Below are 22,423 nucleotides of genomic sequence, written 5' to 3'. Positions count from 1 at the left end.
ATCAGAAGGTATTCTTCCACTCCCTCAGCGCTGCAAATGCATGAACGGGCGGCGCTCCCGCCTCCAGCCGGCCTTGCTTCACGAGCGTGTCCACAATCGCCGGCTCGCGATAGCGCAAAAACGGATTGGTCGCCTTCTCCAGCGCAATCGTCGACGGCACCGTCGGCTCATTGCGCGCGCGTTTCGCCGTCTCGACCTCAACCCGTTTCGCCAGGTCAGCATTGCCAGGCTCGACCGCCTGGGCGAAGCGCAGGTTGGCCAAGGTGTATTCGTGCGCACAGAACACTTTGGTATCGTTTGGCAGCGCCGCCAGCTTGCCGAGCGAGTCCGCCATCTGCGCTGCCGTACCCTCGAATACGCGGCCACATCCGCCGGCGAACAAGGTGTCGCCGCAGAACAGCCAGCGCGCTCCCGCCGTCGCGCGGACGTATGCGATATGTCCGAGGGTGTGGCCCGGCACATCCAGCACGCTCAATGCCAGTTCAAGGCCGCGCAAGCGGATGTGATCGCCTTGCGCCAGAGGATGCGTCACGGCCGGAATATCGTCATTGCGCGGGCCGAAAACAGGGACGCTCGCGTGTGCCAACAACTGTTGAACTCCACCAATGTGGTCAGCATGGTGATGGGTGAGTAAAATGGCAGTCAGGGCGAGGTTATTTGCCGTCAGGGCTTCAATGATCGGTTCGGCATCGCCGGGATCGACGACCGCGGCCTTGACCCCGTCATGAATCAGCCAAAGATAATTATCTTTAAAGGCGGGGATGGCAAGCACGGTCAAATCGCTGCGCGGAATCGACGTCATAGTGTTGTTTTTGACAAAAGGGTAGGCATGGACAGCGCGGCATCCGAAAAATCCATTATAGCGCTCGACGGCTGGCTGAAATCACCCGCCGGGATCTACGTGCGCGAGTGGGAACAGGCATGCCTGGACGAGTTGACGGCCAATATTTTCGGCTACAACGCCGTGCAGGTGGGCATGCCGCAAATCGACGCGCTGGCGGCCAACCGCATGCCGAACAAGTGGCAGGCTGCGACGCGCATGTCGAACCTGGACGAGCTCGCGCTGGCGGCCGGCAACAAGCAGATCGCCGTCGCGCTGGATTTCGCCGAACTGCCGTTCGCCTCGCAAAGCCTTGACCTCGTGGTGATGCCGCACGTGCTGGAATTTGCCGCCGAACCGCACCAGGTGCTGCGTGAAGTCGAGCGGGTGCTGATTCCGGAAGGGCAGGTCATCATCTGCGGGTTCAATCCGGCAAGCCTGTGGGGAGTCCGGCAGGGTGTCCGGCGCATCACGCGCAGTCCATATCTGCCTGTCGCCGGCGAATTCATTTCTATGCCCCGGATGAAAGACTGGTTAAAATTGTTGAATCTTGGCGTAACGCGCAGCCATTTCGGCTGTTATGCGCCGCCGTGCCGGTCGACGCACTGGCTGAACCGTTTCGCATTCATGGAGAATGCCGGCAAGCGCTGGTGGCCTTACCTTGGCGCGGTGTACATGGTGCATGCTGTCAAGCGGGTCAAGGGTATGACGCTGATCGGACCCGCATGGAATAAAAAATCGGCATCGGCGTCCCAAGGCGTGCCCGCAACTAACAGAAAGTAGAAAAGCTGGATGAGCAAAGTAGAGATTTATACGGATGGCGCCTGCAAGGGAAACCCGGGTACTGGCGGCTGGGGCGCGCTGCTGGTCGCTGACGGTCACGAGAAGGAAATCTTCGGTGGCGAGCTCAACACCACCAACAACCGCATGGAGTTGCGCGCTGTCATCGAAGCGCTTGGCACATTGAACCGTCCTTGCGAAGTCGTTCTCCATACCGACAGCCAGTACGTACAGAAGGGCATTTCGGAATGGATCCACGGCTGGAAAGCGCGCGGCTGGAAAACCGCGGCCAAGGAACCGGTCAAGAACGAAGACCTCTGGAAGGCCCTCGACCTGGCGCAACAGCAGCACAAGGTCGACTGGCGCTGGGTGCGTGGCCACAACGGGCATCCGGGCAATGAGCGCGCTGACGTGCTCGCCAACAAGGGCGTTGAAACGGTCCGCCGCTGATCGGCGGCTGTTATACTGCGTCAACTTGTTTCACCACCTCACTAAATTCCATGCGTCAAATCGTACTTGATACCGAAACCACCGGCCTGAACCCGCGAACAGGCGACCGCGTCATTGAAATCGGTTGCGTCGAGCTCAAGAACCGCATGCTGACCGGGAATAACTTCCATCGCTACATCAATCCTGAGCGCGAATCGGACGAGGGCGCGCTGGCGGTTCACGGATTGACGTCGGAGTTTTTGCGCGATAAACCGAAGTTCTCCGAAATTGCGGCAGAATTGCGCGACTATATCGAGGGATCCGAGCTCATCATCCATAATGCGCCGTTCGACCTGGGGTTCCTCAACCATGAGTTCAAACTGCTGGGGCTGCCGCCTTTCGTGAGCCACGCCAGTGGCGTGATCGATACACTGGTCAATGCCAAGGAAATGCATCCGGGTAAGCGCAATTCGCTGGACGCGCTGTGCGACCGCTATGGCGTATCGAACTCTCACCGCAAGCTGCACGGTGCGCTGCTCGATGCCGAGTTGCTGGCCGACGTGTATCTGTCGATGACGCGTGGCCAGAACAGCCTGTCGATGTACGACGAGGTAGAAACGCAGGGCTCCGGCGTCGCGCTGGAGGCAGTGGCGCTGGCCGAAATCATTGTCCAGCGCGCCAGTGACGATGAGCTCGCTGCCCATGGAGGCCTGCTCGACGGCCTCGACAAGCAGGTCAAGGGCACATGCGTTTGGCGTAACTACGCTGACGCGTAAGGCCGGATAACGGCGACGCAACGCTGGTACGGATCTTCGCGGACGATGTCGGCCGCACCATCTAGCTGCGGCATCGCGCCCGACGCAAATTCCATCAGTTCCATCACGCGCTTCAATCGAGGCCCGGTGTCGGCGATGAGCATCGCCACGCCTGACCATGTGGCGCCGCCGCCCTTGAGCGCGCGCTCCGCAAGTTCGGCCAGTAGCGTCGGGGCCGTTCGCCTGGCTTCTCAACGGCTTCGGGTCAGTAGGATTCCATCCATTCCAGGCGGATCAAGACGTCACCGCCACCAGCTCCAGCTTCAGCTCCTGCATACCGGACGGAACATAGATCGAGATTGACTGCGCCTGCAGCATGCGTTCATACATCTGCCCCTTCGCTTCAACGGTGAAGTAGCAAGTGTCGGGCCGCACCGGCACTGCCGCCGGCACTTGCGGCGCATGCTGAAGCCGCACGCCGGGCAATGCCGACAGCACGCACTTCTCAACGTCGTCGGGCGCCCCGACTTTGAAGCGCAGCGGCACCACCTCCACCAGTTCGACCAGCGGCATGTTGGCCGACACCGCCACGTAGAATGCCGTCTTCTCGTCGATCTTGCCCGAGTCGAGCATGCCGCTGTAGTACGAAGGCCTGACCTGGTTCAGCGCGATGGCGAAATACTTGGACGAGATGACGGTGTCGACGAGCTCGCGAATGATCTGGTGCAGCTTCGCGAAGGCCGGGCCGGGATCGTTGTGCTGGTACGGCGGAAGGTCGGCAAGCGTCCAGCTCTTGGAAAACGTCATCAGGCCGCCGGCGATGCCAAGCAGCTGCTCATACAGCCGTTCAGGATGCAGCGCAGGATGGTTGAAGTGATGCGTCAGCGCGGCAAACGCGGAACTCGCAGTATGCAGCAGCCAGAACGACGACATGTCGCCGGAGCGGAATTCGATCACGTTGCGGCTTGGCTCGCGGTGGTGTCCGTACAACGCGCTCACCTTCGCCTGCAGCGCGTCGAGCAGGCGGCGCAGCTGCATGAACAGGATCGGTGCCGCAGCCACCGACAGGCTTGGAGGCACAAACGACGGGTCCATTTCAAAGCCCCCGGCCGACGCGCGGCGCAGGCGCAACAGCGGGAAGTGCGTGTACGAGTCGCGCGGCTCAAATTCGGATACCAGGCGAAGCTTCTTCCTCAGGTAGGACAGCTGGGCCTGGGCGGCGTTGGTGTAGAGGTCCGGCGTGTCGTGGTTGGACTGGATGAAGCGCGCCGCATCCTTGGCCTGGCCGATCTGGCTGAAGTTGCCGCCAAATGGCTTGAAGGCGGGCAGGGCGGCGTAGTACGTCACGCTCTGCTGGGACTGGAGCAGCTGGCTCAGGTCGACCGTATCCGGGAGCTCATCGGCGCCGGGAGCGTCGTACAGGTCGCCATCCTGAAAGCGCAGCGACAGGTCGAGGAAGCGCAGTCCGTTGCTTGCCAGCGCGTCGCGGTCGACGTCGAGGTGGCTCACGCCCCAGGCATACGGGTGGACCGCCTTGACACTCTCATGGAGCCGTTGTTCGTGGTACTGGTCTTGCTGCTGGAAATGCTGAGGGCGCAGGAACAGGCCCTCGCCCCAGAGAACTTTACCGCTCATGTTGGCCGCCTCTCGTTTGCCCAACGTTAAGTTGGCAAACATAACCTTTCCCAGCCACATTTGTAGTCCAATGATGTGCCCGTTTGCGCTTGCTCAACGTGAGCGTAGGTCGTTCCGAATTGAACTGTTTTTTCGTCTCTAACTATGTAAAGATTTCACCCTGCGGCCGCGACCGGCCGACGAACGTGGGGGTGCCGATGAAGGGTTTCACACCTGGCTTATTCGACCGCTTGATGGATGTCCCGGTCCGCGGCCCCACCAGCGCCACCGTCTCTCGCATGTCGGTGGACGACTTGAAGGATTCGGTGGCGCGCGACCTCGAGGCGCTGCTCAACACCCGCACCGCGCTGTCGGAAGAATTGTTGAAGGACTTCCCCGAAAGCAGCCGCTCGGTGGTGACTTACGGCCTGACCGATTTTGCCGGAAGATCGCTATCGAGTCCCGACGATCGCGCCCACATCTGCGCGTGCCTGGAGAAGACCATCGCGCGCCACGAACCGCGCCTGCGCAATGTCAGCGCTTCGCTTGAAGCGAGCGATGGTGCGATCAATAGCCTGAATTTCTCGATCACCGCGCTGATGGTGGTGAGCTCCTCGCAAGAGCCGGTGAATTTCGACGCCCAGCTGCAACCGTCGACGCTCCATTACAGCATCGACAAGGCGCGGCGCGCGGCGCCGGCGGGAGGTTGAGGGTGGAACAACTACTGCCGTATTACGAGCGGGAACTGGGCTTCCTGCGCCGCTATTCGCGCGAATTTGCCGAACGCTATCCAAAGATCGCCGGCCGCCTGCTGATCGGCGGCGAGGTTTGCGAAGACCCTCACATCGAACGCATGATTGAATCGTTCGCGCTGCTCAACTCACGCATCGCGAAGCGGCTCGATGACGATTACCCCGAATTCACCGAGGCGCTGTTCGAAGTGCTGTATCCGCACTACCTGCGGCCGTTTCCCTCCTGCTCGATCGCGCAGATGGACTTCGCCGGCGCGGCGGCGCAGCTGACTACAGCCAGCGTAATCGAGCGCGGCACGGCAATGAAGACGCGGCCGGTACGCGGGGCCGCCTGCACGTTCCGCAGCGTGTACCCGGTCACGGTGGCGCCACTGGCCCTCACGGCAGCGTCATTCGCCGCGATCATCAATGCACCCGAAGCGGTCCGGCCGCCCGTCGGCGCGACGTCGAGCGTGAGTCTGACGATCGCCAGCACTGCGGAGCAGGGTGGGATAGGGCAGCTGGCCGTTCGCAAGCTGCGCGTGTTCATCGACGGCGAGTCGTCGTTCTGCGCCGCGCTTCGCGACGCGCTTTTCATGCGCACCGTTGCCGCTTACGTCGAGGCCGAAGGGAACGGACGGTGGATTCAGGTGCCCGCGATTCCGCTCGGCGCCGCCGGCTTCGATGAAGATGAAACGCTGATCGATTTTCCCGCACGCTCCCACGTAGCATATCGGCTGCTGACCGAATACTTCTGCTTCCCCGAGAAATTCAACTTCTTTGATATCGACATTGCTGCGCTGTGCGCCTTGCTCCCATCCGGCACAAAGTCGATCACCCTGCACCTGGCGCTTTCGGGCATGCGCACCGACTCGAACATCGCGCGCATGCTGGGCACCCTGTCGACCAACAACCTGCTGCTTGGGTGTACGCCCGTGGTCAACCTGTTTCACCACCATGGTGAACCGATCCGCCTGACGCATACCTCCGCGAGCTACCCGGTGCTGGCCGACGCGCGCCGCGCCTACGCCTTCGAGGTGCACTCGATTGACTCGGTCAGCCTGGTGCGCCAGACGCCGCAGGGTGAATCGATCGTGCAGTTCCGGCCGTTCTATTCGCTCCAGCACGGCCAGACCCCGGAAGAGCGCGGCCATTACTGGGTGATGCGGCGCGACGACACGCTGGCCGAGAACAGTCCCGGCTTCGAAACGCAGATTTCGATCGTCGATATCGACTTCGACCCGGCCGCGGTGGAGACCGACACCCTGAGTGTCGAACTGACGTGCACCAACCGCGACTTGCCGGCTTTGCTGGCCTATGGCCAGCGGGGCGGCGACTTGCTTCTCGAAGGCGGCTCCAGCGTGCGCGCGATCAGCTTCCTGCGCAAGCCGACACCGTCCACCCGCTTCGAGCGCGGGCAGGGCGCGCACTGGCGCCTGATCTCGCACCTGTCGCTCAACCACCTGTCGCTGTCCGACGGCGGCCTGGATGCCTTTCGCGAGATGCTCGCGCTGTACGACCTGCCGCGTTCTCCGTCATCGCAGCGCCAGATCGGCGGCATTGCGGCGATCTCGCACAAGGCGGCCAATACCTGGCTTCCGGGGAACCCGTTCGCCTGCCTGGTTCGCGGCGTCGAGGTGCGCCTGACCATCGACGAAGAGGCATTCGTCGGCAGCGGGATTCATGCCTTCGCCCATATCATTGAACGCTTCCTTGGACTGTACGTACACGCCAACAGCTTCACGCAGCTGGTGGTGGCATCCAGTAAAACCGGAGAAGAGCTATTGAGATGCATGCCCCGAAGCGGCGATTTGAGCCTGCTGTAATCGAACGCCTGTTCCAGGCGCCGTACCGCTTCGAGTACTTCCAGGCGGTGCGCCTGCTCGAACTCTGGCTCAAGCGCCATGGGACTCCACAGCACGGGCTGGTCGCGAACTTCTTACGCTTCCAGAATTCGACATCGCTCGGTTTCCCGGCCAGCCAGATCGAAGCCATCGATACCGAACCGCGTGACTTTCGGCGCGACGCGGCCTCGCATGGCAGCTCGCTGCAGTCGGCGACGCTGAAGTATGTACGAATGACGCCCAGCTTCATGGGCCTGTTGGGCAGTACCGGGTCACTCCCGGCTCATTACACCGAGCGGATCGCCGCCCATCTCCTGTACCAGAAGGACGAAGGCCCGCGCGCCTTCCTCGATACGTATTCGAACCGCTCGCTCGCCCTGTTCTATGAAGCGTGGCGCAAGTACCGCCTGGAGTTGAAGTACCAGCTCGATGGGCACGATACCTTCCTTTCGCTGCTGCTCGCGCTGGCCGGGCTGGGGAGTGGCTCGCTGCGCAAGCGCCTCGCGGACGAGATGGGCGGTTTCGTGCTGGATGAATCGATCGGCTACTTTTCCGCCTCGATGCGCCAGCGGCCGGCGTCGGCGATCCAGATCGCGCGCATGTTGTCGGAGTATTTCGGCCAGCCGGTAAGGGCCGAACAGTTTATCGGTTGCTGGTACGACGTGCCGGCCGGCCAGCAGACGACGCTGGGAGGCGCCAATTCGGCGCTTGGCGCCGGCGCGATGGTCGGTGCGCGCGTCTGGCAGCGCGACCTGCGCCTGCGCCTGTTGGTAGGGCCGCTGGACGGCGCCAGTTTCAACGCCTTTCTTCCCGGCGGAATGGCTGCGCGCGCGCTGCGCAGCATGGTCAATATGTTCACCGGCGTGTCGCTCGAATACGAAGTCGAGCTGGTGCTGCTGGCGGCTGAAGTGCGCGGTGTTTCGCTGACGGAGGAGCCGCGCGGCCGACGTTTGGGATGGGACACCTACATGGTCGCCGGGCCGCAGGCGGACGACCGCCGCGACGTCCGGTACCAGATCTGTGCGCTGTAATGCCGCACTCAGGCGTGACGTTTCGATGCGGATGTGCCATAATACGGGCCACTTCGGGAGGTTAGCTCAGGGGTAGAGCACTGCATTCACACTGCAGGGGTCACAAGTTCGAAACTTGTACTTCCCACCAGGTTTCGTTTCTATTTAAAGGCTTGCGTCTCCGGATCGCAGGCCTTTATTTTTTCGGGGAAGTCGTTTCTGGGATAGCAACATGCAGCAGCAGGCGATTTAAATTTGGAGGCAACGTAGTGAGTATTTTCAGAACAAAGAATCTTGACACCATGGTGGCGGCAAGCCGTGCCCCAGGCGGACTCAAAAAGGTCCTTGGTCCATTCGACCTGGTATTGATGGGCATCGGCGCCATCGTCGGCACCGGCATCTTCGTACTCACCGGCACCGGCGCCGTGACTGCCGGTCCCGCCTTGACCGTCTCGTTTGTCATCGCGGCACTGGCCTGTGCGTTCGCCGCACTCTGCTACGCTGAATTCGCTTCGACCGTTCCAGTGGCCGGCTCGATCTATACCTACAGCTACGCCACGCTGGGCGAGGTGGTGGCCTGGATGATCGGCTGGGACCTGCTGCTGGAATACGGCCTTGCCACGTCGGCCGTATCGGTCGGCTGGTCCGGCTACTTCCAATCGCTGCTGATGGGATTCGGGATCGAGCTTCCCAAAGTGCTGTCGGCTGCGCCTGGCGCGCTGCCGGGCGTGGAAACATGGTTCAACCTGCCGGCGCTGGTGATCATGCTGGTCCTGACGACAATGCTGTCGTGGGGCGTGCGTGAATCGGCGCGGCTGAACAACATCATGGTGCTGATCAAGGTTGGCGTCGTGCTGCTGTTTATCGTCGTCGGTGCACGCCACGTGCAGCCGGCGAACTGGCAGCCATTTATGCCGTATGGAATGAATGGCGTGATGAGCGCGGCGGCACTGGTGTTCTTCGCATTTATTGGTTTCGACGCGGTGACCTCCGCGGCCGAAGAAGTCAAGCGTCCCGAGCGTGACCTGCCGATCGGCATTATCGGCTCGCTCGCCGCCTGCGCTGTCCTGTACGTGGTTGTGTCGGCCATCATGACCGGCATCGTCCCATTCCAGAAGTATCTTGGCGTTGACCACCCGGTGTCGCTCGCGCTGCAGTACGCCGGCGAGAACTGGGTTGCCGGCTTCGTCGACATGGGCGCGATTCTCGGCATGACCACGGTGATCCTGGTGATGGCCTATGGCCAGACCCGTGTCCTGTTCGCGATGTCGCGCGACGGCCTGCTGCCAAAGAAGCTGTCGACCCTGCACCCGAAGTACGGCACGCCGTTCTTCGCGACCTGGGTCGTCGGCATCGTGTTCGGCCTGATCGCCGCCGTCGTCCCGCTCGGCGTGCTGGCAGAGTTGATCAACATTGGTACGCTGGCGGCGTTCAGCCTGGTGTCGGTCGCAGTGATCGTGCTGCGCATAAAGCGCCCTGAGTTGCACCGCGCCTTCCGCTGCCCTTGGGTGCCAGTGATTCCGCTGCTGGCCATCGCGTTTTGCATCGTACTGATGGCATTCCTGAGCATGACCACCTGGATCGCTTTCGGCATCTGGCTGGCGATCGGCCTGGTGATCTACTTCGGCTACGCACGCCGGCGCTCGCTGCTGCACGGTACGGAGTGACGGTTCGAATGGGAGCCTGACAATCCGGGTTGCCCTGCCCGATACGTTCTTACGAAACGCTGCGCTGATACCGCAGCGTTTTTCGTTTGTGCGCTTTCGGCGCGATTATACATTCCTGGGTTCCCCGATCGATGGACACCTCTCTTCATCGTGCAAGGAATTGGATTTGGACTGGCGCAGGCGAGAAAAGTCGCTGAAATTGAAAAGGTCGCCGGGCGGGTCCTCATTCCCGGGGGCTTTATCCGTCCGGACCTGCTGCGCCAGTCCGCGCGCGGAGCCGAGCGACCCGACCCGCTTAAATAATCGCGCGATGTGCTGTCCAACATCCTGCGGCAAGCGCATAATTAAACGACGTATCAACGAGCAGGAGGGTCGATGCCACTCTCAGCGTCTGCGGGCGCCAAACCCGATAACTCAGCATGGCCGGGATTGCCGTTCCATGATTGGAAGGAGACCTGCGCCACACTCCACTTGTGGACACAGATCGTCGGCAAGGTCCGGCTTGTCCGGACGCCCTGGCTCAACCATTCCTGGCACGTTCCGTTCTACCTCACCGCGCGCGGCCTGACGACCTCGCCAATTCCCTACGGTTCGCGTGCCTTCGACGTCGAGTTCGACTTCATCGACCACCTGCTGCGCATCAGCACCAGCGACGGCCTGGCGAAAGCGATGGGCTTGCAGCCACGCTCGGTGGCGAGCTTCTATCGGGAATTCTTCGCCTGCCTGTCCGGCCTCGGATTGACTATCCAGATCGGGCCGAGGCCGAACGAAATCGCCGACGCCATCCCGTTTGACCAGGACGACCGGCATGCGTCCTACGATGCTGCGGCGGCGAACCGGTTCTGGCGCGCGCTGCTGCAAGCCGATCGCGTGATGAAGGAATTCCGCACGCGCTTCGTCGGCAAGTGCAGCCCAGTACATTTCTTCTGGGGCAGTTTCGACCTGGCCGTTACGCGCTTTTCCGGCGCCCGGGCGCCTCAGCATCCGGGCGGCATACCGAACTGTCCCGACTGGGTCACGCGCGATGCGTATTCGCATGAGGTGTACAGCTGCGGCTTCTGGCCCGGCGGCGACGCGCTGCCGATGCCGATCTTCTACGCGTATGCGCATCCGCAACCCGCCGGTTTCAACACCGCACAGCCGCCCCCGGCCACAGCAACGTACAACGAAGCCTTTGGCGAGTTCATCCTGCCCTACGATGCCGTGCGCGAGGCGGCACAGCCCGATGACCTGCTGCTCGACTTCTTCCAGGGCACCTACGAGGCCGCGGCCGATCTCGGAAAGTGGCGGCGCGCTGAGCTCGAATACCAGGGGCCCCAACATAAGCGGGCGGGCACATGAGCGAGCGTGCCGGCTACATCCGTTGGTTTTCCGGTCTTGGCATCGCCGACGTGCCGCTGGTCGGCGGAAAGAACGCGTCGCTCGGGGAAATGTACCGCCAGCTCACGCAGCAGGGCGTGCGCGTGCCCAACGGCTTCGCGATTACCGCGGAGGCCTACAGGGCCACGCTGGACCGGGCCGGCGCGTGGCCGCGCCTGCACTACGCGCTGGAAGGCCTCGATCCGGCGGATGTCGATGATCTCGCGCGCCGGGCACAGAGTGCGCGGGAACTTGTCTACAGCGCGCCACTGCCGGTGGAACTCGCCGACCAGGTGCTTCAGGCGTACCGCGAGCTGAGACGGGAATACGGCGACGACCTCACGGTCGCCGTGCGCAGTTCGGCCACCGCCGAAGACCTGCCGACCGCCAGCTTCGCGGGACAGCATGAGACCTATCTCAATATCTCGGGAGAAGATCGACTGCTCGACAGCGTGCGCCGTTGTTTCGCCAGCCTGTTCAAGGACCGGGCCATCATTTACCGGATTGAAAACGGTTTCGATCATTTCAAGGTTTTCCTCTCGGTCGGCATCATGAAAATGGTGCGCTCGGATCTCGCGTGCAGCGGCGTCACATTTTCGCTCGACACGGAGACAGGTTTCCGCGATGTGGTGTTCGTCACCGGGGCTTACGGCCTCGGTGAAAACGTCGTGCAGGGCACGCTGGATCCGGACGAGTTCTACGTGTTCAAGCCGACCTGTCGCAGCGGTAGCCGAACGGTACTGCGCCGCACGCTGGGAAGCAAGGAAATTAAAATGGTGTACTCGGGCGACGCGGCCGGCGATACGACGCGCAACGAGCCGACGCCGCAGGCGGACCGTGAGCGCTTCTGCCTGGCCGACGAGGAGGTCGTTCAACTGGCTGAAGCGGCGATGCGTATCGAAGAGCATTACAGCGAAAAGGCAGGCCATCCGGTGCCGATGGATGTGGAATGGGCGAAGGATGGCGTCGATGGGCTGTTGTATGTCGTCCAGGCACGGCCCGAAACGGTGGCGTCGCAAAAATCGGCTGCCACGCTGGATGAATACCGGCTGGAACGCAGCGGCGAGGCGGTGGTGTCCGGACGCGCCGTAGGCACCAAAGTGGCGGCCGGAATGGCGCGTGTCATCGCCGACGTCAACCAGCTCAACCAGTTCCAGACTGGCGAAATACTCGTGGCCGATACCACGATGCCCGACTGGGGGACGGTGATGAAAACGGCGGCGGCGGTTGTCACGAACCGCGGCGGCCGGACCTGCCACGCGGCCATAGTCGCACGCGAGATTGGCGTGCCGGCGATCGTTGGCAGCGGAACCGCCACGGAAAAGATAAAGACCGGCGACCAGATCACCGTCTCCTGCGCGGAAGGCGATGTCGGGCGCGTCTACGCGGGCCGGGTTCCATTCACGAAAACGACAATCGACCTGTCGGCACTGCCAATGCCGGCAACCCATATGATGGTCAATGTCGGCAACCCGGAAACGGCGTTCAAGACCTGCTTTTTGCCGAACGACGGGGTAGGGCTGGCACGGATGGAGTTTATCGTCGCCGAATACATCAAGGTGCATCCGATGGCCTTGGTGCACCCGGAGAAGATAGACGACCCGGCCATTCGCGAGCAGGTAGAGGCGCTCGGCCGGGGATTCGCCGCCCCGGGCGATTATTTTGTCCAGCAGCTTGCCGAAGGCGTCGGGACGATTGCCGCGGCATTCTTTCCGAAACCGGTCATCGTGCGCATGTCCGACTTTAAAACGAATGAATATGCGAGCCTGCTTGGCGGCGCCTGGTTCGAGCCGAAGGAAGAAAACCCGATGCTCGGTTTTCGCGGCGCTGCGCGCTATTCGCATCCGGCCTATGCCGAGGGTTTTGCGCTTGAATGCCGCGCGATGAAACGGGTTCGCGAAGAGATGGGCCTCACCAACGTCAGGCTGATGATGCCATTTTGCCGAAGAATCAAGGAAGCCGGGGATGTTCTCCGCGCGATGGCGGAACATGGCTTGGCGCGCGGCGCCAACGGCCTGGAGGTCTACGTCATGTGCGAGATTCCGAATAACGTCATCCAGATCGATGCGTTCGCCAAGCTGTTTGACGGATTCTCAATCGGTTCCAACGACCTGACCCAGCTGGTGCTCGGCGTGGATCGCGATTCGGAAATCGTCGCGTTCGATTTCGATGAGCGCGACCCGGGCGTGCTCGAAATGATCCGCATGACGATCGAGGGCGGCAGGCGAAATGGCCGGCACGTCGGCATATGCGGGCAAGCGCCGTCCGATTATCCGGAGGTTGCGCGCTTCCTGGTGGAGAACGGCATCGACTCGATCAGCCTGAATCCGGATTCGATGATCAAGACGATACGCGAAGTGCTCGATGCCGAAAGCAAGCTCGGTATCGCCCCGCGCCGAACCAAGGCAGCTTAGCCATGGAGGAGAACATGGAGCAGCCTGTGTCATTCCTGATGTCGACGCCGGTGGTAACCGCCAGGGCCGACGACACCATCGAATCGGTCAGCGCACAACTGTCCGAAAACGGCTTGTCGTTCGTTCCGGTGATCGATTCGCCGAAGGGCGCGCTGTTGGGCGTGATCAGCGCAGCCGACATTATCCAGTTTAAGTCCGCCAAACGCGATCCGGCGGCGGTGCGTGCGTGGGAAATCTGTTTGTACAAACCGCTGGAGGTGAATGCCGATGCCCCCATCAGCGAACTTGCGCGTTTAATGGTCGAACGGCAGGAGCACCACGTTGTAGTGATGAGCAAGGAGACGGTGGTCGGCGTGGTGACGTCATTCGACTTCGTAAAGGCGTTCATCAAGCCGGCATGACGGGAAGGTTTCGCGACAGGAGCGCGCATGGATAAGCGGGTAACGCGAATCGGATTGCTGACGGGCGGCGGCGACGCCCCCGGATTAAATGCGGTGATCCGCGCTGTCGTGCTGTCGGCCGAAAGGCTGGGCTGGGAGTGCTACGGCATCCGCGATGGTTTCAATGGCTTGCTTTCGCCCGATCTCTGCATGGGGCAGCCGGTACAGCGGCTGACCGCTGATGACGTGCACGGCATCGCGCATCTCGGCGGCACGATCCTTGGCAGCACCAACCGCGGCAACCCGCTTCGCTTTCCCGTTCGCGGCGCCGACGGATCAATGAGCGAGCGTGACCGCTCCGGCGAAGTGGTCGACCTGTGCAGGCAGCAGCGCTTCGAAGCGCTGGTGATCGTCGGCGGCGACGGCTCCATGGGCATCGCCAATCAGCTTTACCAGAAGGGATTGCGCGTCGTTGGCGTGCCGAAGACGATCGACAATGACCTTGACCGCACTTTCTCGACCTTCGGCTTCGACACGGCAGTCGGTTTCGCCACCGAGTGCATCGACCGGCTGCACAGCACCGCGCAAAGCCATCACCGCGTGATGGTGGTTGAGGTGATGGGCCGTTACGCAGGCTGGATCGCGCTGCATGCCGGAATGGCGGGTGGCGCCCATGCGATCCTGATTCCGGAAATTCCCTTCGATATCGATCGGGTCGCCGATGCCATCCTGGTACGTGATGGAGCGGGCAGGCGCCATGCGATTGTCGTGGTGGCGGAGGGTGCGCAACAGCTTGGCGGCGAGCGCGCTTTGCTCGCGCCGGCGGCCGGCGGGCACGCGGAGCGGCTCGGCGGTATCGGCGCGCGCGTGGCGGCGCTGCTCGAAGAGCGCACCGGCAAGGAATGCCGCTCGCTGGTGCTCGGCCACCTGCTGCGTGGCGGCAGTCCGTCCGCCTTCGACCGCGTGTGCGCGTCGCGCTTCGGCGCGGCCGCCGTCCGTGCCCTGGCCGATGGCCATGGCGGGGTCATGGTGGCGCTCGGCTATCCGGGGATCAATCTCGTCGCGCTGGCCGACGTCGTCGGTCGCAGCAAGCGCGTGCCGGTCGATGGCGACACCGTCGCCACCGCGCGCGAGCTCGGCATCAGCTTTGGCGACACAGGCCAAAGCGGTCCACCAGATTGACACATTCGCACCATTCCAGTGCTTCCATAAAGCATCACGTCGTCATGCATTTTCAGGTTGCTTTGTTGTAGGTGCTGAAAAATGAATGAGATTTTGCCCTGGCTGCGCGGTTTTGTGCCGCAACCTTTCGCGCCCTGACGCGAAAGGTTGCTCAATCTCGGCGACGCGCTGGTCGTGCCGAACGCCGCCATCTTCATGGAAAGCAACCCCGCTTGAGCGTGGCGCAGTTGTTCGGCGCGTCGCTATAAAATGGCTGGGCACGTCCACCAGGGCCCCTCATGGAAATCGAACTGAAGTTGCTGGTCCGGCCGCAAGACACGGCCACCTTGCGTGAGCTTCCCTTGCTGCGGCAATATGCGGCGGGGCCGGCGCGCGAGCTGCAGATGTCAGACACGTATTTCGACACTGCGCGCCAGCAGCTCAAACAAGCCGGCGCGGGCCTGCGCGTGCGCCGGGTCGGCGACGAGTTCATCCAGACGCTGAAGGCCGGTGGCGACGCCAGTGCCGGCCTGCACCGGCGTTACGAATGGGAGTCGAAGGTGCCGGGTGCCGAGCCCGACCTTCCAGCGCTACGCGCGATGGTCGACCGCAAGGCGCCATGGAGCAAGCTGCTGCGCGCGCCGGCTACCGAAAGCCGGCTGGTGCCCATCTTCCAGAGCCAGGTCACGCGCAGCCTGTGGGACCTGCGCCTGCCCGACGGCGACCGGGTCGAGTTCGCGCTCGACATCGGCAAGCTCGAGTGCGGCGACGAAGCGGTGCCCGTCAGCGAGATCGAACTCGAACTGAAGTCCGGCAACGCCATCCACCTGTTCGACCTTGCGCTGGCCTTGCATGAGCGCCTACCCATGCATATCGGCACGATGAGCAAGGTTGAACGCGGCTATTCGCTGTGCCGGCCGCATCCGCGCATGGCGACCGCCAACCTGCCCGTCCTGCTGGCAAAGGGCAGCAATGTGGAGCAGGCGTTCAAAGCCATCGCGGCCAATTGCCTCGCGCAAATCCAGGCCAACGCGGCCGGCGTCGTCCACGATTACAACGGCGAAAGCCTGCACCAGATGCGTGTCGGCCTGCGCCGCCTGCGGTCCGCGCTGGATGTGTTCAAGGATGTCGTGCAATTGCCCGCCGAGATAGGGCAGGACGTCGACTGGCTCGCGCATGAGCTGGGCAATGCGCGCGACTGGGACGTGCTGGCCGGTTCCACCTTGCCCTTGCTGGCGAAGCACATTCCCGCTGCCGGACCGCTGCTGGACGTGACGCACGCGGCGCTCGACAGCGGCCGCGACGCGCACCTGAGCGCCGCCGCCGCCGTCAATTCGCCGCGCTACACCAAGTTGATGCTGTCGCTCGGGCGCTGGATGTTCGGCAACGGCTGGCGCGAACCGGGCACCGGCAGGGGCAAGAGCCGCCTCGACGCACCCGTGGCCGGGTTCGCCAGCAAGGTATTGCGGCGCGCCCACAAGCGGATGAAGAAACGCGGCCGCGCGCTGTCCGCGCCCACGCCGGAGACCCTGCACCGTGCCCGTATCGCCGCCAAAAAGGCGCGCTACGCGAGCGAATTCTTCGCCTCGCTGTACCGCGGCAAGCAGGTCCGTCGCTACGTCAGGGCGTTAGGCGCATTGCAGGATGAGCTGGGCAAGGTCCATGATGCCACCGTGGGCGAGGGCCTGCTCGGGCAGATGGAAAACGCACGCCACGACCTGGCCGGCGCGATCGCGCCCGTCCGGGCAGCGCTTGCCGAACGTGCTGCAGGCAGCGGCGGCAAAGCCCGCAAATTATGGAAGCGCTTCACCGCCGTCAAGCTGCCGCGCTAGCCGCGCCTGGTTGCGCGCGGTGGCGCCATCAGGCCGGACCGAGCCGGGCCGTGCCGCCGCCGACGAAGGTCGCCGAGTAGGTGCGCCGCTCGTGGGCGCCGCCGGTGCCGGATACCAGTCCGACCAGCATCTCGGCCGCCGCGTGCGCCATGGAATGCAGCGGCTGGCGCATCGTGGTCAGGTTGTAGCTGATCCAGCTGGCAGCGGCGATGCCGTCGAAACCGGTCACCGACAGGCGGCCCGGCACGTCGATGTTGAAATCATGGCGCGCGCTGTCGAGGCAGCCGATCGCCATCAGGTCGTTGCCGCAGACGATGACGTCGGGCACGCCGCCGAGGCGGTCGATGATGTCGCGCAGGCCGCGCGCCCCGCTGGCGTAGTCGAACGCGCCGGCGACCACCAGCGGCGCCGGCAGGCCCAGTTCTTCCAGCCGCCGCGCGACCCCGCGCTTGCGCTGCTGTGCGATGGGCGAATGTCCGGGCCCGTCGATCATGGCGAAGCGCTGGTGGCCGGCCGCCGCGAGCCGGGTGACCATCGCGCGCGCCGCTTCTTCCTGGTTGCAGACCACCGCGCTGACCGCGCGGTCCGCCAGGCTACGGTTGAACAGCACGATCGGGATGCGCCGGCGTTCAAACTCGGCCGCCTGTTCGCCCGACAGGCGTGCGGCGACCACGGCGCCGTCGACCTGGTGCTGCCATACCTCGGCCAGGGTGCGCTCCATCGCGCTCTCGGACGGCAGGTTGAACAGGATGATGTGCATGCCGCGCACGCTGAACTGCCGGCTGAGCTCGGAGAGGACATCGGAGTAATGCTGGGAAACGGCGCCGGCGACGATCACGGCGACCAGGTTGCTGCGCCGCGTGATCAGGCTGCGTGCGGCGGCGTTGGGAGTGTAATCGAGGTCCTGGGCCGCCTGCATGACGCGCGCGTAGGTCGCTTTCGACACGCTCGCGCCGGGTTTGAAGCAGCGCGATACCGCCGACTGCGACACCCCGGCCAGGATCGCGACATCGTAGGACGTCACCCGCCGCGATTCGCGCTGGATGATGGCCTTGATGTCGGCAATGGTATGGCTGAGTTGCGGCGTCGAGTTGGTCATTGCGGGCAGGCTGAGGGGTCATCCCGAACAACGGGTGGCCAAGTGTAGCGCACCGCATTGCCGTATGGCAACATAATCCCGTAATGACGGAACCCGTCCAGCCTCACAGGCTGCTGGCGCACGAGGCCGACTCGCCATACGGGCTGATCTCGCCCGGAGGGCTGACGGTGTACCTGGCCAGGTCATCGGCCAGGGCCGGCAGCCAGAGCGCATTGCGGGCGCGCGATTCGGTCCCCGCCACCGTGCCGGAGACAGTCAGCTCGACGCGCACCCAGTTGGCGCGGTCGCGCGGGTAGCGCAGCGACACCGTGGTCATGCCGAAGGCGTCGGTCCTGCCGCCGCTGACGACCGACAGGGGGATGCCCGGCTCCAGCACGCCGTTGCCGTTGCGGTCGAAGGCCCGGTCATACAGGCCGCGCCGCGCCACGTCCTCGTTGTCGCAGGGAGTGATCGGAGCGAACTGTACCCACATGCCCGGCTCCAGCAATGGCGGGGTGAACGATTGCCAGGCATAGCGCCCCTTGCGGTACATGGTGGGCCAGGCGGCGACCGAGATCGCGACATCCTTCACGGGGCTGCCGGCGCTGTCCGATACGAACACCGAGAATTCCTTCTGCAGGACGGTCGGCGAATATTCGAACAGCGAATTGCCGGTGCCGAACTGGATCGACAAAGCCTTCCTGTTGACCGTCAGGGCGGTCGATGCCGTGGCGCCGGGCAGCGCGGCAAGGCGCGCCTGCAGCACGGTGCCATCCTTGCCGCCATCGGCCGGGCCGGCCACGAACCAGCCGCGCGCCACGCCGTCGCTGCCGCTGACGGCGGAAAATGGCGAGACCAGGTTGCCGCCGCTCGGGTCGGCCAGGATCGAGAACTGGACCAGCGCGCCCTTGACCAGGTTGTTGGCAGGCGTGCCGTCGCGCACCACGGCGATCAGGTTGCTGCGTTCGCCGCTGCCGAGGACGGCGAGGTCGGCCTGCAGGTTCAGCCTGGCGCTCGCGGCCAGCGGCGCGACGAATTCGAGCCGGGTCGACGCCGCGGGTCCCCCGGCAATGACCGCGTCGACCGTGCTGACCCCGGCGCTGGCGGACCGGATATAAGTACGCGGCACGCTGCCGTTGGCGATCGACAGCGACCCGGCCAGCGCCTGCGTGCAGGCGGCGTCGCGGAACAGCGTGCCGCGCGACGTGGTCAGGGTCACGGTGCCGGTCTGCGCAGTCATGTAACGGCCGTCGACCGGTGAGCAGCTGTCCACCATGATTTCCTTGAGCATCTCGACGCCGCTGGCACCAACGGTGACCGCGGGCAGCAGCACCAGCTCGCTGCCGGACACCGTCACCGGCTTGGCCGCGCTGGCGCCCAGTGCCGACACGGTCACCTGTTCGTCGCCGCGCTGCGAACCCTGCAGTTTCATGCGGACCTCGCCCTGGCTGTCGCTGATGGTGCTGAGCGTGGCCAGCACGTTGCCGTTCTTGACGCTGGCACTGACTGTTTCACCGCTGATCGGACGGTTGGCCGAATCGACCAGCGTCGCCACCAGGTCGGCCGACTCGCCCAGGTTCACCTGGCTCGGGCCGGCCATGGTCAGGCGGGTGCCGACCACGTGGATCACGGCGGAGGCGGTGCGGGCGCCAACCCTGGCGCTGATCCTGATCGGCCGGTTCAGGCGCGAGCCGCCGGTGCCAAGCACCGCGCCGGCCTTGCCGCTGCGGTCGGTCCTGGGGGCGCCCACCGCCAAGAAGCCGGAATCTGCCGAAAACGAAATCGGCGCCTCCGCGACCGCCGTGTTGTCGGTGCTCTTGACCAGCGCCGTGACGGTGACCTCGTCATCCGCCAACCCGGCCGAGCCCAGTTCGCTGTTGCTGAAGACCAGGCTGACCGAGGCGGCCCTGGCGGCCGGGTCGGGCGCGGGCGGGGTTGCCGGTGCCGGGCCTGGCTGGGCGCTGCCGCCGCAACCGCCGGGATTGGTAAGGGAGCAAGTATTCGGGCCGCCGGCGCTGCCTCCGCCGCAACCAGCGAGCACGAGTCCGGCGAGCAGGATCCAGGCGCTGCAATGAAGTGTCCTCACGATGTTCCCCTGTTCAATGGTGGCTACCAGTCTGGAAGCGTAGCTTTTTAAGCGTGGAAACTTTTTGATCAGCAGCAACGTTCGCGCCGGGCGGCAAAATGGCTGGGGCGCCGCGCAACAAATCTGGTAACATACCGCCCCTCTTGAACAGGAAGGGTCACATGGCAATTGCTTGCGGAGTCGACTTCGGCACCTCCAACTCCACCGTCGGCTGGATCGGGTCGCGTCCGGGCATGCAGCCGCCTGGCGGACTGGCGTCGGCGCTGCTGACCCTGGAAGATGGCAAGCCAACGCTGCCGTCGGTGGTGTTCTTCAATGCCGAGGACGAAGAGGTCAGCTACGGCCGCGCTGCGCTGGCGGGCTACCTGGCCGGCTATGAAGGCCGCCTGATGCGATCGCTCAAGAGCCTGCTCGGCACCAGCCTGATTGACGGGCAAACCGAGGTGGCGGGGCGCTCGCTGCCGTTCCGCATGCTGCTGGCCCAGTTCATCGGCGAGGTCAAGCGCCGCGCCGAGACGGCCGCCGGCCGCGAATTCACTTCCGCCGTGTTCGGCCGCCCCGTGTATTTCATCGATGACAACGCGGCCGCCGACCAGCTGGCCGAAGACACGCTGGCTGAAGTGGCCCGCTCGGTCGGCTTCCAGCACGTCGCGTTCCAGTACGAGCCGATTGCCGCCGCGTTCGACTACGAATCGCACATCAGCCAGGAAGAGCTGGTGCTGATCGCCGACATTGGCGGCGGCACTTCGGACTTCTCGCTGGTGCGGCTGTCGCCCCAGCGCGCCCTGAAGGCCGACCGCCGCGACGATATCCTCGCCACCGGCGGCGTCCACATCGGCGGCACCGACTTCGACAAGTACCTGAGCCTGGACGCGGCGATGCCGCTGCTCGGCTACAAGACCCTGCTCAGGAACAACAGCGAAATCCCGTCCAGCTATTATTTCAACCTTGCAACCTGGCACACGATCAACCAGGCGTACACGCGCAAGGCCGCGGCCCAGCTCGAGGACCTGGTGCGCGACGCCCAGGAGCCCGCCAAGCTGGTCCGGCTGCAGAACCTGATCGAAGACCGCTCCGGCCACTGGCTGGCGATGAAAATGGAGGAGGGCAAGATCGCACTGTCCGACGCCGCCACCGCCACGCTCGACCTCGACCGCCTGTCGCCGCCGGACTTGCTGACCTTGCAGCGCGACCGTTTCGAGGCTGCGACCGGACATCTGGTATTGTCTTGCGAGCAGGCCGTCACGAAGATGCTGGCCGAGGCCGGCGTCGGGGCGGACGCGGTCGACACCGTGTTCTTCACCGGCGGCTCGAGCGGCGTACCGATGCTGCGCCAGCGGCTCGGCGCGCTGTTGCCGAAAGCCCGCAAGGTCGAAGGCGACCTGTTCGGCAGTATCGGCGCCGGGCTGGCACTGGATGCAGTACGTAAATTTGGATAAGCGATGATACAAAAACCGATCGTCATGATCGACTTCGAGACCACCGGGCTGTCGCCGGCCATGGGCGACCGGGTGACCGAGGTGGCGGCGCTGCGCATCGTCGGCGGCAGGGTGACCGAGCGTTACGTGTCCCTGATCAATTGCGGCGCGCGCATTCCGTCGTTTATCACCGCGCTGACCGGGATCAGCCAGGACATGGTCGACCATGCGCCGCCGGTGGCGCGCGTCATCCCGGAGTTGCTCGATTTCATCGGCAGCGACATGCTGTCGGCCCACAACGCCAGCTTCGACGAAAAGTTCCTCAACGCCGAGAGCGAACGGCTCGGCCTCGCCACGGCCCATGCCGGCCTGGTCTGTTCGCTGAAGCTGTCGCGCCGTATCTTCCCGGGCATGCCGAGCTATAAGCTTGGCCAGCTGTCGGGCCAGCTCGGGATCCGCTTCCGCAGCGCCGCCCACCGGGCCGAGTCGGATGCCGAAGTCGCGGCCGAAGTGCTGAGCCATATCGGCAGCCACCTCGGCGCGACCTACCGTCTGCCGTCGGTCGAACCGCAGCTGCTGGTGTCGCTTAACAAGCTTGCCGCCGCCAAGGTTCCCGCCTACCTGCATAAATACGCGCAGGAAAATACGGTTCCCTGAGTGGCCGGGATCGCATTACAATGTCGGCAATCATGAGCCGCCACGTTTTCAATCGCATCCTGCTATCGCTGTTGCTGCTGCTGTCGCAGCAGATGGCGTTCGCGCATGCCTTGTCGCACTGGACCGGCACGCTGCACAGCGCCAACGCGGAACAGCACGCATACGACGACAGCGGCCTGTCATCCGCCGTCGCACAGGACCAGACCTGCGACCATTGCCTGGCGCTGGCGCAGCTGGTCGCGCCGCTGGGCTCGGCACCTCGCACCTTCTGTGCCGGCGACAATGCCGCCACGGCCTTCATCTCCACCGACCGCGGCGGCCATTGCGCGCGTGTCGTCTGCGGCTTCAATCCCCGCGCACCGCCCCAAGCCTGACAGCACCTACGAAT

The 22,423-nt window shown here is 64.0% G+C and carries 20 protein-coding genes and 1 tRNA gene; 16 read left to right on the top strand and 5 right to left on the bottom strand.

Annotation, left to right across the window (positions count from 1 at the left end):
• Window position 1: 1 nt before the first annotated feature.
• On the bottom strand, window positions 2-802 hold the full coding sequence (gene gloB / locus HHL21_RS06640) for a hydroxyacylglutathione hydrolase (RefSeq protein ID WP_169464484.1): 801 nt from the start codon (window positions 800-802) through the stop codon (window positions 2-4).
• A gap of 27 nt (window positions 803-829) precedes the next feature.
• On the opposite strand from gloB, the gene HHL21_RS06635 reads away from it, so the two are divergent.
• From HHL21_RS06635 to dnaQ, 3 genes are read left to right on the top strand one after another with little or no spacing between them, the layout of a single operon-like run.
• Window positions 830-1,603, top strand: coding sequence for a class I SAM-dependent methyltransferase (locus HHL21_RS06635; RefSeq protein WP_169464716.1), 774 nt, complete (start codon window positions 830-832; stop codon window positions 1,601-1,603).
• Between the two features lie 9 nt (window positions 1,604-1,612).
• Complete coding sequence (gene rnhA, locus HHL21_RS06630) at window positions 1,613-2,050, top strand: ribonuclease HI (protein WP_169464483.1); 438 nt, start codon at window positions 1,613-1,615, stop codon at window positions 2,048-2,050.
• Between the two features lie 50 nt (window positions 2,051-2,100).
• Complete coding sequence (gene dnaQ, locus HHL21_RS06625) at window positions 2,101-2,805, top strand: DNA polymerase III subunit epsilon (RefSeq protein ID WP_169464482.1); 705 nt, start codon at window positions 2,101-2,103, stop codon at window positions 2,803-2,805.
• On the opposite strand, the gene HHL21_RS06620 is transcribed toward dnaQ, so the two are convergent.
• Entirely contained in the window at window positions 2,790-2,948 is a 159-nt protein-coding gene (locus tag HHL21_RS06620) for a hypothetical protein (protein WP_169464481.1), read from the bottom strand. The genes dnaQ and HHL21_RS06620 overlap by 16 nt on opposite strands.
• Before the next feature lie 130 nt (window positions 2,949-3,078).
• Window positions 3,079-4,419, bottom strand: a complete 1,341-nt coding sequence (tssK, locus tag HHL21_RS06615; protein WP_169464480.1) for a type VI secretion system baseplate subunit TssK — start codon at window positions 4,417-4,419, stop codon at window positions 3,079-3,081.
• Window positions 4,420-4,616: 197 nt separating this feature from the next.
• On the opposite strand from tssK, the gene tssE reads away from it, so the two are divergent.
• The 10 genes from tssE (at window position 4,617) to HHL21_RS06565 (ending at window position 16,796) form a co-directional block, all read left to right on the top strand.
• Window positions 4,617-5,108 carry a type VI secretion system baseplate subunit TssE gene (gene tssE, locus HHL21_RS06610; protein ID WP_169464479.1) on the top strand — a complete coding sequence of 164 codons (492 nt, stop codon included), beginning with the start codon at window positions 4,617-4,619 and terminating at the stop codon, window positions 5,106-5,108.
• Between the two features lie 2 nt (window positions 5,109-5,110).
• Window positions 5,111-6,955 carry a type VI secretion system baseplate subunit TssF gene (tssF, locus tag HHL21_RS06605; protein WP_169464478.1) on the top strand — a complete coding sequence of 615 codons (1,845 nt, stop codon included), beginning with the start codon at window positions 5,111-5,113 and terminating at the stop codon, window positions 6,953-6,955.
• Entirely contained in the window at window positions 6,919-8,004 is a 1,086-nt protein-coding gene (gene tssG / locus HHL21_RS06600; RefSeq protein ID WP_169464477.1) for a type VI secretion system baseplate subunit TssG, read from the top strand. Before tssF ends, tssG begins: the two co-directional genes overlap by 37 nt.
• Before the next feature lie 55 nt (window positions 8,005-8,059).
• A tRNA-Val gene (locus HHL21_RS06595) sits at window positions 8,060-8,134 on the top strand.
• Between the two features lie 118 nt (window positions 8,135-8,252).
• Window positions 8,253-9,650: a branched-chain amino acid transporter BcaP gene (gene bcaP, locus HHL21_RS06590; RefSeq protein WP_169464476.1), complete on the top strand. Its 1,398-nt coding sequence runs from the start codon at window positions 8,253-8,255 to the stop codon at window positions 9,648-9,650.
• A gap of 375 nt (window positions 9,651-10,025) precedes the next feature.
• Window positions 10,026-10,991: a DUF5996 family protein gene (locus HHL21_RS06585; RefSeq protein WP_169464475.1), complete on the top strand. Its 966-nt coding sequence runs from the start codon at window positions 10,026-10,028 to the stop codon at window positions 10,989-10,991.
• Entirely contained in the window at window positions 10,988-13,423 is a 2,436-nt protein-coding gene (gene ppsA / locus HHL21_RS06580) for a phosphoenolpyruvate synthase (protein ID WP_169464474.1), read from the top strand. The genes HHL21_RS06585 and ppsA overlap by 4 nt, the downstream gene beginning before the upstream one ends.
• Window positions 13,424-13,437: 14 nt before the next feature.
• A complete protein-coding gene (locus HHL21_RS06575; RefSeq protein ID WP_169464473.1) occupies window positions 13,438-13,824 on the top strand; it encodes a CBS domain-containing protein in 387 nt (128 codons plus the stop codon).
• Between the two features lie 27 nt (window positions 13,825-13,851).
• Window positions 13,852-14,985 (top strand): 6-phosphofructokinase, encoded by a 1,134-nt coding sequence (locus tag HHL21_RS06570; protein ID WP_169464472.1) that lies wholly within the window; start codon window positions 13,852-13,854, stop codon window positions 14,983-14,985.
• 278 nt (window positions 14,986-15,263) lie between these two features.
• A complete protein-coding gene (locus HHL21_RS06565; RefSeq protein WP_169464471.1) occupies window positions 15,264-16,796 on the top strand; it encodes a CYTH and CHAD domain-containing protein in 1,533 nt (510 codons plus the stop codon).
• A gap of 28 nt (window positions 16,797-16,824) precedes the next feature.
• Here the strand turns inward: HHL21_RS06565 and HHL21_RS06560 are convergent, their stop codons facing one another.
• Both HHL21_RS06560 and HHL21_RS06555 read right to left on the bottom strand, forming a co-directional pair.
• A complete protein-coding gene (locus HHL21_RS06560; protein ID WP_169464470.1) occupies window positions 16,825-17,895 on the bottom strand; it encodes a LacI family DNA-binding transcriptional regulator in 1,071 nt (356 codons plus the stop codon).
• A gap of 103 nt (window positions 17,896-17,998) precedes the next feature.
• Complete coding sequence (locus tag HHL21_RS06555) at window positions 17,999-19,960, bottom strand: Ig-like domain-containing protein (RefSeq protein WP_169464469.1); 1,962 nt, start codon at window positions 19,958-19,960, stop codon at window positions 17,999-18,001.
• Between the two features lie 161 nt (window positions 19,961-20,121).
• Between HHL21_RS06555 and HHL21_RS06550 the strand changes: the two genes are divergently transcribed.
• Genes HHL21_RS06550 through HHL21_RS06540 form a run of 3 tightly spaced genes read left to right on the top strand, consistent with a single transcriptional unit; the run spans window position 20,122 to window position 22,409 of the window.
• The gene (locus HHL21_RS06550) at window positions 20,122-21,399 is read left to right on the top strand and encodes an Hsp70 family protein (protein WP_169464468.1); all 1,278 of its coding nucleotides are present in this window, start codon (window positions 20,122-20,124) and stop codon (window positions 21,397-21,399) included.
• A gap of 3 nt (window positions 21,400-21,402) precedes the next feature.
• Entirely contained in the window at window positions 21,403-22,035 is a 633-nt protein-coding gene (locus HHL21_RS06545; RefSeq protein ID WP_169464467.1) for a 3'-5' exonuclease, read from the top strand.
• A gap of 32 nt (window positions 22,036-22,067) precedes the next feature.
• Window positions 22,068-22,409, top strand: coding sequence for a DUF2946 family protein (locus HHL21_RS06540; protein WP_169464466.1), 342 nt, complete (start codon window positions 22,068-22,070; stop codon window positions 22,407-22,409).
• Window positions 22,410-22,423: the final 14 nt, after the last annotated feature.

Origin of the sequence: Massilia polaris (assembly GCF_012927275.1) — a bacterium.
GTDB lineage: Bacteria > Pseudomonadota > Gammaproteobacteria > Burkholderiales > Burkholderiaceae_D > Telluria_A > Telluria_A polaris.
Note: the sequence above shows the minus strand (reverse complement) of the source record. Positions and strands in the feature narration are given on the sequence as shown.